The sequence below is a fragment of the Streptomyces pseudogriseolus genome (assembly GCA_002154585.1).
In the GTDB taxonomy this organism is placed as follows: domain Bacteria; phylum Actinomycetota; class Actinomycetes; order Streptomycetales; family Streptomycetaceae; genus Streptomyces; species Streptomyces pseudogriseolus.
Genome location: MUNG01000002.1, coordinates 1 through 12,501, shown reverse-complemented (window position 1 = coordinate 12,501; position 12,501 = coordinate 1). Strand labels below are relative to the sequence as shown.

Sequence of the window (12,501 nt, the reverse complement as noted above, 5' to 3'; positions counted from 1 at the left end):
GCCCCGTACACCCGCCATATGGGCGGTGTCACGTCAACTTCGCGCTTACCGGTGACCACTCAGGGCAATACGTAACGGTATGTCGAGCCGCAGCCAGGAGGCTGGAGCATGAGCATCTGGTGGTCACTCCATCTGCGGCGTGATGCCGCCAGCGTGCCGCTCGCCCGGCGCCTGCTGCTCGGCACCATGGAAACCGCGGGCGTCGACCCCGAGATCTCCTACGACCTGTCCGTCGCCCTCAGCGAGGCGTGCGCGAACGCCGTGGAGCACGGCGGCGGCGCCACGCGCGACCACACCTCCGAGGCGTTCCGGGTGACCGCCTACCTGGACGGCGAGAAGTGCCGCATCGAGGTCGCCGACGCCGGTCCCGGCTTTCCCGCCGCCGGGACCCGCCCCCGCCCGCAGCCCGTACCCGCCGAGGCGGAGCACGGACGGGGCCTGTCGCTCATCGAGCAGCTGGCCGACCATGTCCACATCGGCAACAAGCCGGGCCGGGGCGGCGCGGTGGTGAGCTTCGACAAGATCCTCAAGTGGCGCGAGGACGCCCCGCTGACGGCGGTGTGACGGCAGACGACGAGGGCCCCTCCCGGTGACCGGGAGGGGCCCTTGGCTGTGCCGGCTGTCCGGTGCGGGTCAGCCGTCGGTGTTCGCCCTGCGGCGGCGCCACCGGACGAGCCCGGCGCCGGCCGCCACGGCCGCGGCGGCGATGCCGGCGAGCAGGCCGACGGGTGTGTTGCTGCCGGTGTCCGCGAGATCGCCGTCAGGGTCCTTCGAGCCGGGTGCGGCGGTGGCCGGCGCGGACGTGCTGGGCGACGGCTCCGGGGCCGACGTGGACGGGGTCGGCGTCGGATCCGGCCGCTCCGTCCCGCTCGGGGTGGCAGTCGGCGTCGGGGTCGGCGTCGGTGTGGGCGTGCCGCCCTCGGAACGTCCGGCGCTGTTGCCGCCGAACATCAGGTAACCCTCCTTGTGCGGATCGTCGGCGAGGGTGTCCACCGCGAAGCCGACCGTGCGGGGCTTGTAGCGCTGCTCGGTGCGGAAGCGCAGTGCGCTCATGTTGCGCTTCGGCTGCTTGGAGAAGTCGACCCCGCCCACGGTGTAGACGTAGACGTCCTCGCCGTTGCTCCACTCGTACTTGAAGGTGCCCTCGGTGAACGCCTTGTAGTACCGGTCCCAGACCTGCTTGCCCGTCCAGTCCTGGTGAGGCGCGCGCAGCGGCCAGCGCGACACGTCGTTGCTGTTGATGATCGTGCGGTACTCGGCCGGCATGTCCGCGGCGTTCTGCCTGACCCACTCGGCCGCCACACGGGCGGTGTAGACGCGACGCAGATCCGCGTAGTAGTCGCCGTCGTTGACCTTCTTCTCGACCAGCGGGGTGATGTAGCGGTCGAGCACACGGTCGGACTGCTGCTTCTCCGCCTCCGACAGGTCGCAGCCCTCCCCGCCCGGCGGCTGCGTGGTGGTCTCCTGCGGCACCGTGGAGAGCTTCAGCGGCGTGTCGAGGATGTGGATACCGCCGTTCTCCTCGCGCACGACGGCGGTCTCCGGCTCGATCCAGTACCGGAAACCCGCCCAGCAGGGGAAGCCGTTGCGCTGGGGCAGCGCGCTCATGAAGTCCCGGCCCGCGTCGGTCTTGGGGTCCATGGCCTTGAAGATGTCGTGCTTCAGCTCGAGGTCGGCCTCCAGCAGCACCCGGCCGGCATCGGTGCTGCCGAACTTCGCGTCGATGATCCGGTCCGGCTCGTCCGGGTTCAGGTTGACCCAGAACGTCGACGGGTCGAGCGCCAGCCAGGTGAAGAACGCGTCGGAGATCAGGTTGCCCTTCTCCTGGCCGCCCCATCCGGCCGCGTACTCGTCCTCCACCGTCTTGGCGGAGAACGCGTAGTCCAGTCCCTTGCCGCCCTTGCCCTTGCCGATGTACCGCAGGTCGAGGGTGGTGAAGTCGATGCCGCCGAGACCGCGGTTCATCAGCGAGCGCTGCCCGGTCCGGCCGAGACGGTCGAGCTGCTCCTTGAGCGTCTGCGGGTTGGGCGGCGACTGGCGGATGACCTGGTTGCCCGAACCCCGGGAGCCGGTGGAGGTGCCGTTGCCGGGCGACATGGTCGTGCTGTTCGCGCGGTACGGGCCGTTCTCGGTGCCCTTCGGGGGCACGCCCCGGTGGTGGGACTGGTAGTCGTAGAACCGGACCCGGTCCCGTCCGGATGTGTCCTTGCCCGCCGTCTGCTTCAGCTCCGCCATGAACTTCTTGGCATCGCTCGTCTGCTTCTCGGCGAACACGTAGGTGTACTTGTACGAGCGCCAGCCGGGGTTCTTGGCCCAGGCACGGTCGGCGGGCTTCTCGCGGCCGTCGGGGGATCCGTTCGACTTGACCTCGACGATCTCCCGGGTGCGCTTGTTGTAGGCGTCGAGGCGCCGCAGATGGCGCTCGCCGGTGTCCGGGTCCGTGAAGTAGAACTCCTTTTCGCAGATCCAGTCCGGCCCCGTCAGGCCCATCTCCTTCACGACCTTGGCCATGAACGCCTTGCCACGCGCGTCGAAGCCCTGGTTGGGGATGTAGACCTTCGACAGGTAGTCGGAGAAGTTCTTCCAGCGCTTCTGCGCGTTGAAGCGGGCGTAGATGCGCCGGGGGTCGTCGTGACCGTACTGCTTGTAGTCGGTGCCCGCGGCGTCCAGGTCCGCCTGGGTGGGGTTGAGGCCGTCGAACCGGAGGCCGGGGTTGACGTAGTCGTAGGTGTCCCACCGGTCCACGGCACGGGAGGCGTCCCCCTGCGGCAGACGCCCGGTAGGAACGTCCTTGATCTTGTACATCTCGTCGCAGCGCTTGCCGGGCTTCGGGCGCGGCAGCGGTGCGGCCTCGGCGGTGTCGAGCGTGGGCAGGCCGATGACGGCCATGACGGTGGCGCAGGCGAGCGCGATCACGCCTCTGCTCGCCGTACGCCACGAGCGTGCGCGTATGCGTGGTTTCACGTGAAACATCCCCCGGGGACCCAGAGGTCCGTGCGTGCCCGCGCGACACCGGGCCCCCGTTGGTCGTTGGTGTCGCGCAAGACCCGCCACACTAGGGCCTGACTTCACTCACGCAACGGGGTTTCACCGGCACGCCATGTGTCAATTCCGTGCAGACGCGAGGGCGTTGTGATCGCATCCGGCTACTACGCTTGGCAGGCGTGAGCGAGGACATGCACGACGGGGAAGACGAGCACGCCGTCGCCGAGCGCATCGACACGGCGCACGGGGACAACCCGCGCCTCTCGGCGTGGCTGGCCGAGCAGCAGGGGCGCTTCGCCGAGTGGGCGCGGCGGTACGGCGGTGACTGGGACTTCTCCGAACGTTCCCTCGACCGGCTCGAAGGGCTCGTCCGTGAGCACTTCACCGGGGTGGACGACCTGCTCGCCCAGGAGCACACACCGCTGACCCAGGTCGCCTGCTGGTACCTCGGAGAGGTGCACAACCGGCACCGCGGCACCCAGTGGCGCATGGACCCCGACCCCGCCGACACCCACCCCTGGTCCCGGCGCCCGTACGTGATCGTCCCGTTCGAGCGGATCGACGACTACCGGGACGAGGAAGGCATCGACTACGACGCCCGCCCCCAGCACGCCCCGCTGTCCAGCCTCATGACCGTCCTGCGCAGCCCCGCCGACCGCACCGGGGACGCCGCAAGCACGCCGTCCCTGCGCGCCGAACTCGACGACTACGGTCCATCCGCGTGACGGGCGCACACGCACGACGGCCGGGCACGTTCCCGTGCCCGGCCGTCGTCACGCGACGAGGCGTCAGCCCTTCAGGCCCGCCATCCACGCCTCGACCTCGTCCGACCGCCGGGGCAGGGCGGACGACAGGTTCCGGTTGCCGTCCTCGGTGACCAGGATGTCGTCCTCGATGCGGACGCCGATGCCCCGGTACTCCTCGGGCACCGTCAGGTCGTCGGCCTGGAAGTACAGGCCCGGCTCCACGGTGAGGACCATGCCCGGCTCCAGCGTGCCGTCGACATACGTCTCGGTGCGCGCGACGGCGCAGTCATGGACGTCCATGCCGAGCATGTGACCGGTGCCGTGCAGCGTCCAGCGGCGCTGGAGGCCCAGCTCCAGCACCCGCTCCACCGGGCCCTCGACCAGGCCCCACTCGACGAGCCGCTCGGCCAGCACGCGCTGTGAGGCGTCGTGGAAGTCGCGGTACTTGGCGCCCGGCTTCACCGCCGCGATGCCCGCCTCCTGGGCGTCGTACACGGCGTCGTAGATCTTCTTCTGCAGCTCGCTGTAGCGGCCGTTGACGGGCAGCGTCCGCGTGACGTCGGCGGTGTAGTACGTGTGCGTCTCCACGCCGGCGTCGAGCAGCAGCAGGTCGCCGGAGCGGACCGGGCCGTCGTTGCGCACCCAGTGCAGGGTGCAGGCGTGCGGGCCGGCGGCGCAGATGGAGCCGTAGCCGACGTCGTTGCCCTCGACGCGGGCGCGCAGGAAGAACGTTCCCTCGATGTAGCGCTCGCTGGTCGCCTCGGCCTTGTCGAGGACCTTCACCACGTCCTCGAAGCCGCGCACCGTGGAGTCGACGGCCTTCTGCAGCTCGCCGATCTCGAACTCGTCCTTGACCAGCCGCATCTCGGACAGGAAGACGCGCAGTTCCTCGTCGCGCTCGGCGGTGACCTTGTCGGTCAGCGCCGCCTCGATCCCGGCGTCGTAACCGCGCACCACGCGGACCGGGCCGGTGGCCTCACGGAGCGCGCCGGCCAGCTCGCGGACGTCGGAGGCGGGAATGCCGTACCGCTTCTCCGCCTCGGTGAGGGAGTGGCGGCGGCCCACCCACAGCTCGCCCTGCCCGTCCAGCCAGAACTCGCCGTTCTCGCGGTTGGAGCGGGGCAGGAGGTAGATCGTCTCCCGGTGACCGTCGGCCGTCGGCTCCATGACGAGGACGCCGTCCTCCGTCTGGTTGCCGGTGAGGTAGGCGTACTCGACGGACGCGCGGAAGGGGTACTCCGTGTCGTTCGAGCGTGTCTTCAGGTTGCCCGCCGGGATCACCAGGCGCTCGCCGGGGAAACGGGCGGACAGCGCCGCACGGCGGGCCGCGGTCTCGGCGGCCTGCGCGATCGGCTCCAGGTCACGCAGCTCCGTGTCGGCCCAGCCGCTCTTCATGTTCTCGGCCAGCTCGTCGGACACGCCCGGGTACAGGCCGTTCTTCCGCTGCTTGACGGGCTCCTCGTCGGCAGTCTCCGGGGTCTCCGGCAGCTCCTCCGCCACGGTCATCCTCCTCGATACGGCACTGGACCCCCCCCATCGTACGGTCGGGCGGAAACGGACGAACTGGGGAAGCGCCTGTTACCGGGGGTGCACGCGGAGTGAGCGGCGCGCGGGCCGGGCGGGTCAGTCGAAGCGCGCCGCGAGCAGCACCACGTCCTCCGAGGTGTCCGCGTCCTGAGCGCCCTCGGGCAGCACCGCCCGCAGGACGTGGTCGGCGACGGCGCCCGGGTCGCGGCGCAGGGCCCGCGGCACCCCGGCCGCGGCGGCGTGCAGCCGGGCGAAGGCGCGGTCGGTCGGGTCGCCGGTGCGGTGCAGCAGACCGTCGGTGTAGAGCAGCACCGTGTCGCCCGCCTCCGCCTGCACCTCCACGCTCGGCGCCTCCCAGCAGGCGAGCATGCCGAGCGGGGCCGAGACGGAGGTCTCCACGAACTCGGTGCGGCGCTCCCCGAGCAGCAGCGGCGGGCTGTGCCCGGCGCCGGCCAGCGTGATCCGGCGCACCGCGGGCTCGCAGTAGCCGAACAGTGCGGTGGCCGACCGGGCCGGCTCGGTCAGCCGCAGCAGCAGCTCCAGGTCGGACAGGACGGCGACCGGGTCCTCGCCCTCCATCACGGCGTACGCCCGCAGCGACGCCCGCAGCCGCCCCATCGCGGCGACCGCGCTGGGGCCCGAGCCGGTGACGGAGCCGACGGCCAGACCGAGCGCGGCGTCCGGCAGCGGCAGCGCGTCGTACCAGTCGCCGCCGCCGCTCGGGCAGGTGTGGTGACGGGCGGCGAGCTGCACGCCGGCCACCCGCGGCAGGCGGGAGGGCAGCAGCTCCTCGGTCATCGTGGCCATCGACGCGCGCGTGTGCTCCAGTTCGAGGAGCCGGGCGAGGTGCTCCGCGGCGTGCCGGACGTACAGGCCGACGAGGTGGCGCTGCCGCTCGGCGGGTTCCGCGGGCTCGTCGTAGAGCCAGACGACCGCGCCGAGGCGGCCGGCGGAGTCGGTGGCGAGGGAGAGGGCGTAGCTCGCGGCGTAGCCGAGGCGGGCGGCGACCTCGCGGTGCCGGGGGTCGAGGCCCTGCTCGGCGAACAGGTCGGGTTCGGCGACGCCGTCGTCCCCGCCGGGCAGCCCGTCGAGGATCCGGCCGTGCGGCAGGGCGCTGCGCGGCACCGTCTCGATGTGGCCGAGGTCCGCGCGGCCCAGTCCGTAGCCGACGGTGGTGGACGGCCCGCGGCCGTCGGCGGGTTCCAGGGCGACGAGTCCGCGCCGGGCGCCCACCAGGGCGGCGCCCGCGCGCAGCAGTTCCTCCAGCGCGGCGTCGAGCGTGCCGGCGCGGACCAGGCGCTCGGTCAGTTCGTGGAGGGTCGTGAGGTCCGAGACCCAGCCGGCGAGGCGGTCCTGGAGCAGTGCGCCCGGGGCGTGGTGGGGGTGCGGCGCGGCGGACGGGGCGGTGCCCGCGGCAGGCGCGACAGTGTGTGCGGGGGCGGGGACCGTTGAATCGATTCCGGCCACTTTCGGAGGGTGCGGGGCGTTCATGGCGTCCGGCTTTCCGACCGGTACGTACTGCTCGAAAGCATCGCAAACCCCCATGTCGTTCTGCGTCGCCGGCAGTGTCTCCACATGTACACGTACTCGTAAGGAGATGTCCAGCATTGTCCTGCTGGGATTCCTGGTGTCCGTGTGACCGAGGGGAACTCCCGGCGGACCTCTTGCCGGAATTCGAAGTTGGCTTGAAACTGCCTCAGGGGGAGGCCTATTGCGGTCGACTGGCCTTGCTCGACGGAGCGTCACAGCGGTCGTGATGGGTACGTACTCGGAGAAGGCCAGGGGCGGTTGGGAACCGCCCGGGAACCTGGCGACGGACCCGGGCGTCTTAACCACCGACGACCGTGCCCCATCCTCCCGTGGCGGAGGCGGAGAGAACCACGCGCGACGGTAAACGCCAGACTTCGCCACCCCACGCCGCACCCGTACTTCTGATAAACGCTGTATGGGTGGAGCGGCCGCGGAGGCAGCCCATGCCCGGCCCATAGGGGTTCCCCCTGCCCGGCACGGGGGTGTGATGCGCCAACAGGTACGCACAGTGAAGTGATCGACACATGACGTGAGTGGTCCACGGTGTTGCCAGGCGTGCAACGGAAAGGAACGAGCGCTCATGCGCGAGATCCTCGGAAGGCGACGCAGGCTCCTGTCCCGGCGCGGTGACGAAGGGCCCGATCTGATCGGTGCGGCCCTGACCTTCGCCGCGGAATGGCAGTGGCCCGTCCTCCCCGGCGTGGCGGCCGACCCGCAGGACGGGTCCCGCTGCGCCTGCCCCGACCCGGAGTGCACGGTGCCGGGCGCCCACCCGTTCGACCCCGGTCTCCTCGCCGCCACCACCGACGCGCGGATGGTGCGCTGGTGGTGGACCAACCGGCCGACGGCGCCCGTCGTGCTCGCCACCGGCGGCAAGGCCCCGTGCGCGGTGTCCCTGCCCGCCCTGCCGGCCGCCCGCGCGCTCGACGCGCTGGACCGCCGCGGGATGCGGCTCGGCCCGGTCGTCGCCTCGCCGACCCGCTGGGCGATCCTCGTCAAGCCCTACTCCCTGGAGCAGCTGGGCGAGCTGCTGTACGCCCAGGACTTCGTCCCCGGCTCGCTCCGCTTCCACGGCGAGGGCGGCTACCTTGCCCTGCCCCCGTCCGTCACCGTGCAGGGCGAGGTCCGCTGGGAGCGGGCGCCGCTGCCCGGCTCGGCGTCGCCCTGGGTGCCCGACGTCGAAGCCGTGGTGGACGCGGTGGTCGACGCCCTCACCCGTACGGGTGTGAGCGCGCCCGAGATGTAGGCGGCGCCGTCGCGCGCCGCGCCCGGCACCCGGTGCCGGGCCGCTATCTTCCCGGGGCATGCCGCGTCATGCCGGGGGCCGTGCCAGGACGTCCCGCAGAGCCCGAGCGACCGCCCTCGCGGGCGTCGCGGCGGCCTGCGTGATCGCGCTGCCGCTGGCGGCGGCCTGCGCGGGCCGGGACGACGGCCGGCGCCACACCCCGTCCGGGCCGGACGATCTTCGTCCGGTTCTCGCCCCCGAGAGACGCGCCTCGCCGTCTCCGTGGGACGGGGATGCCCCGGCCGGGGACGGCTCCCTGGACGGCACCGCCCCGGCGCGGACGCCCGAGGCGGACCAGGCGCCGCCCGGCGCGCATCTGTCGACCGCCCTGCGCTGCGGCCCGTCCCTGTCCTCGCCGGACGGCGTCGAGGCGCAGACGTGCGTGGCGGTGCAGGGGAAGGACGTGTGGGCGCGGACGTACTACCGCAACACCACCGGCGCACCCCTGGCCGCGGCCCTGTCCCTGCTCGGCCCGGACGGGCACAGCGTGCGGAGCCGGTGCGTGGCAGGGAGCGGCGACGACCCGTCCCTGTGCGAGACGCCACGCGTACGCCTCGACGGCGAGCCCGTGCGGTACACGGCGATGGCGGAGTTCGCCGCCCACGCGGGCGGTGCGGGGGACGGGGGGCTGCTGCTGCGGGCAGGGAGCAATGCCCTGCCGGGGAAGGGCAACTCCCCGTCGGGAGAGGGGAACTCCCCATTGAGGGAGGAACGGTGAGGCCGGGCGGGCCCTTTGCCGACGCCTTGGGGGGCGCGGTGCGGGCGGGCCGGAACGGGGCCGGGGCCGGAGGCCGCGGCGGGGCGAGGCCGCAGGGGCGAGGCTGAAGGCCGGAGTGCCCGGCGCCGGCGGGCCGTACGGAGATCGCCCGGCGGGCATGTGAAGACCCGGTTGCTGGCGACGGGGGATGCACCAGCAACCGGGCTATTGGAACGGTAACAAGAGATCGGCGGTAAGCAAATTCGATCTCGGCGTTTCCGGTCACCGACTGGCTTGTCCGAAGGGGGAGTTGCGCGCGGGCAGGACGGCGCGTCCCGGGCGGTCCGGCCGCCCGGGACACCCGCGCGGAGCCGGGTGCGCGGCCCCTCAGCTCAGCGTGACCTGGCGGTTCGTCAGACCGCCGCGCGCCCGGCGCTCGTCCGCGGTGAGCGGGGCGTCGGCCGCCAGGGCGCCGGCGAGCCGCTCGGCGAACTCGGCGGCCGGCTTCTCCACGTCCTCCGCGCGCACCTCGCTCGGCAGGTCCCAGACCGGCACGGTCAGCCCGTGAGCGCGGAAGGAGCCGACCAGACGGGTGCCGTCGCCGAGGGAGGAGCCGCCCGCCGCGTGGAGCCGCGCGAGAGCGTCCAGAAGCTGCTCCTCGGGGTGCGGCATGACCCACCGCAGGTGGTTCTTCTCGGGCGTCTCGCACCAGTACGCGGAATCCACGCCCGTCAGCTTCACGGTCGGGATGGCCGCCGCGTTGGCCCGCTCCAGGGAGGCGGTGACGTCCGGGGTGGCGTTCTCCGGGTCCGGCACCCAGAACTCGAACCCGTCGTGCACGACCGGCTCGAAAGGACCCTTCGGGTCGAGCAGGTCCTGGAGCCGGGGGCCGTCGGCGGGCGCGCGACGCGCCTGCACCGGCGTGCCCGGCTCGGCCGTCAGCGCGCGCTGGAGCGTGTCGGCGAGGTCGCGGCTGATGTCCCCGGAGGGCGTGTCGTTCTGCAGGCCGAGCAGCACCGAGCCGTCGTCGCGGCGCAGCGCCGGCCAGGCCATCGGGAGCACCGTGGCCAGGGTGACGGAGGGGACGCCCTCGGGCAGGCCGTCCTTCAGGGTCAGCTCGACGGTCGCGGCGGGCACCAGCTCGCGCAGCGCCACCCAGTCGCACTCGCCCGGAAGGCCCTCGAACGGGCGGTGCACCAGCTCGGTCACCGCCTGCGCGGCGGCACGTCCGTGGCACGCCTTGTAGCGGCGGCCGCTGCCGCAGGGGCAGGGCTCGCGGGCGCCGACGACCGGGATCTGCCCGTCCGTGAGCTGCGGGCGCCTGGCCTTCGTCTGGGGTCGCTTCTTGGCCATCGTGGGTGTCTCCCGGTTACGGCTCGTCTCGTACGGGCGCGAGCCTAGCCGCTCGCGCCGCGGCCGACGGGATCCTGTGGACGACGGGGCGGTCGGTGGACGAGCGGGGGCACGTTTGTGCGGGTCCTTCCGGCACGGCGGGACCCGGTACCGGCCCCCTTCGCGAGCCGCGCCCGGTGCCGGCCCTCTTCGCCGGAGCCGGACCCGGTGCCCGCCCCTTTCGCCAAGGGGGACGGCCCTTCGCCGGAACCGGACGCGGGCCCTTCACCAGAACCGGCCCGAAAGCCGGCCGGAATCCGTCCGGGCGGCCGCCGCGCCGTCAGTCCAGGTCGTCGAAGACGTCCGCGAAGTCCAGGCCCGCCAGGTGCGCGACCGGAGGGGCGGTCACCCGCGCCGCGAAGTCCTCGCGGCGGTGGCAGCTGCCGGCGTCCGGGTCGTGCACGTCCTCGTGGACGACGACCCACACCGTGACCTCGCCGGGCACCTCGTCGCGTACCCCCCAGTCGTCGGAGAGCGCGGAGATGATGTTGAGCCCGCGGCCGCCGTGCGCCGTGACCGACGGGGTCGCGGGCGCCGGGCGGGTCGGGCCGCCCCCGTCGGTGACCTCGACGACGAGCCGGCCGCGCGGGTCCACCCGCCAGGCCGCACGCACGTCCCCGTCCCCGGCCAGGCCGTCACCCAAGGGCCGCCCGTGTTTGCACGCGTTGCTCAACAGCTCGGAAAGGATCAGTACGGCGTCGTCGACGACCGGTTCCGGAACGCCTCCGTCGCGCAGCTGCGCGCGCATCCGGCGCCTCGCCTTCCCCACGCCCGCAGGGCCATGGGGCACGGCCATGCACGACGACGTGGGCACCTCCTGTGCCACCACCAACGCCACCCCCGAGACCTCCTTCGCCCCACGCCACGGTGTGGATGCCCCATCGGCCTGAGCCGGAAACCGGCCGATCCACGCGCGGTGACGCACTCGGATCGATCGAACACGTACCGAACGCGCCGGAGCACTCCCCGTAGTTGCATGGCTGGATTTCGTCGATGTGGCCGAGATATGAGGATGTGGGCGCCGGTTCCCGTGGGTCAAGAGGCGGGAGACAACAACTGGGACACACGGGACGGATGTGACGACTGTCCGCCCGGATCAGCGCCCGAGGCGGTCCAGCACCGCGCGCGGGCGGTTGGTGATGATGGCGTCCACGCCGAGGCTCACGCACAGGTCCACGTCCGCCGGCTCGTTGACCGTCCAGACGTGCACCTGGTGGCCGGAGCGCTTCAGGCGCTCGACGGCGGCGGGGTGGCTGCGCAGGATGCGGATCGACGGGCCCGCGATGTCCACGCCCTCGGGCAGTCGGCCGTCGCGCAGCCGCGGTGTGACGAACTGCATGAGGTAGACCGTCGGCAGCGTCGGGGAGGCCGCCCGCACCCGGTGCAGGGAACGCGCGGAGAAGCTCATGACGCGCACCGGTGAGTCCTCGCGGGAGGCGGGCGCGTCCAGACCGAACCGCTTGAGCAGGACCAGCAGCCGTTCCTCGACCTGCCCCGCCCAGCGCGTGGGGTGCTTGGTCTCGATCGCCAGCTCCACCCGCCGCCCGGCGTCGGCGACGAGCTCCAGCAGCCGCTCCAGGGTGAGCACGGAGGTGGCCTCGCGGTCCTCCGGGCGGTGCTCCCAGTCGGGCTCCTCGACGCGGGGCCCGCCGGCCGCGTCCCGGGTCTTCCAGGAGCCGAAGTCGAGCGTGGCGAGGTCGGACAGCTCGAGCGCCGAGACCGCGCCGCGTCCGTTGGACGTACGGTTGACGCGACGGTCGTGCACACAGACGAGGTGTCCGTCGGCGGTGAGGCGTACGTCGCACTCGAGTGCGTCCGCGCCGTCCTCGATCGCCTTGCGGTACGCGGCCAGGGTGTGCTCGGGGGCGTCCTCGGAGGCCCCGCGGTGCGCGACGACTCGGGTCAGGTGCTGCCGTGCGTGGGTCACCGCGTCATGGTGCCACCGCTCACCGGCGGACGGGCGGCCGGTGTGGCGTGATCGGTACGGCAGTCCGGTCGGAGCCATCGAGTGGCGCACCTTACATGAGTAATGCCCTATATAAAGAATGACCCCGGACCCACAGGAACGGCTTACGGTGCCCTGACGGCGTGTGGGAAAAGCTGACGTCATACAAAGAGACGTGCACAGCTCCATCTGCGTCGCGCCGGACGTCAGGCGCGCGTGACGTGCGGGCCCGAGTGCGACGAGACCGAGAAGCCGTGGATCGAGGAGAGAAGCTGTGAGCACCGAGAACGAGGGCACCGCGGTACCCCCGGCCCCGTCGGCGCCGCCGCCCCCGGCGGACGCTCCCGCTGCTTCCGCACCCCAGGGCGCGCACCCGGGGGCGGCGGCGCCGACG

Annotated in this window: 10 protein-coding genes; 4 read left to right on the top strand and 6 right to left on the bottom strand. The window is 72.6% G+C overall.

Annotation, left to right across the window (positions count from 1 at the left end; genetic code table 11):
• Positions 1–108: 108 nt before the first annotated feature.
• Positions 109–564, top strand: coding sequence for an ATP-binding protein (locus CCN29_RS00055; protein WP_031018209.1), 456 nt, complete (start codon positions 109–111; stop codon positions 562–564).
• A gap of 69 nt (positions 565–633) precedes the next feature.
• On the opposite strand, the gene CCN29_RS00050 is transcribed toward CCN29_RS00055, so the two are convergent.
• Entirely contained in the window at positions 634–2,964 is a 2,331-nt protein-coding gene (locus CCN29_RS00050; RefSeq protein WP_228679122.1) for an LPXTG cell wall anchor domain-containing protein, read from the bottom strand.
• 200 nt (positions 2,965–3,164) lie between these two features.
• On the opposite strand from CCN29_RS00050, the gene CCN29_RS00045 reads away from it, so the two are divergent.
• A complete protein-coding gene (locus CCN29_RS00045) occupies positions 3,165–3,710 on the top strand; it encodes a hypothetical protein (protein WP_189480288.1) in 546 nt (181 codons plus the stop codon).
• A 63-nt stretch (positions 3,711–3,773) separates the two neighbouring features.
• Here the strand turns inward: CCN29_RS00045 and CCN29_RS00040 are convergent, their stop codons facing one another.
• Complete coding sequence (locus tag CCN29_RS00040; RefSeq protein WP_006133998.1) at positions 3,774–5,237, bottom strand: aminopeptidase P family protein; 1,464 nt, start codon at positions 5,235–5,237, stop codon at positions 3,774–3,776.
• Between the two features lie 117 nt (positions 5,238–5,354).
• Complete coding sequence (locus CCN29_RS00035) at positions 5,355–6,866, bottom strand: PP2C family protein-serine/threonine phosphatase (RefSeq protein WP_078882927.1); 1,512 nt, start codon at positions 6,864–6,866, stop codon at positions 5,355–5,357.
• A gap of 502 nt (positions 6,867–7,368) precedes the next feature.
• Here CCN29_RS00035 and CCN29_RS00030 point away from each other — a divergent pair.
• Positions 7,369–8,034 (top strand): bifunctional DNA primase/polymerase, encoded by a 666-nt coding sequence (locus CCN29_RS00030; protein WP_006133996.1) that lies wholly within the window; start codon positions 7,369–7,371, stop codon positions 8,032–8,034.
• 58 nt (positions 8,035–8,092) lie between these two features.
• On the top strand, positions 8,093–8,791 hold the full coding sequence (locus tag CCN29_RS00025) for a hypothetical protein (protein ID WP_228679120.1): 699 nt from the start codon (positions 8,093–8,095) through the stop codon (positions 8,789–8,791).
• Between the two features lie 366 nt (positions 8,792–9,157).
• On the opposite strand, the gene CCN29_RS00020 is transcribed toward CCN29_RS00025, so the two are convergent.
• The 3 genes from CCN29_RS00020 to CCN29_RS00010 form a co-directional block, all read right to left on the bottom strand.
• A complete protein-coding gene (locus CCN29_RS00020) occupies positions 9,158–10,123 on the bottom strand; it encodes a DUF5926 family protein (RefSeq protein ID WP_006133994.1) in 966 nt (321 codons plus the stop codon).
• A gap of 319 nt (positions 10,124–10,442) precedes the next feature.
• A complete protein-coding gene (locus CCN29_RS00015; protein ID WP_063829100.1) occupies positions 10,443–11,087 on the bottom strand; it encodes an ATP-binding protein in 645 nt (214 codons plus the stop codon).
• 171 nt (positions 11,088–11,258) lie between these two features.
• Positions 11,259–12,089, bottom strand: coding sequence for a glycerophosphodiester phosphodiesterase (locus CCN29_RS00010; protein WP_031018224.1), 831 nt, complete (start codon positions 12,087–12,089; stop codon positions 11,259–11,261).
• Positions 12,090–12,501: the final 412 nt, after the last annotated feature.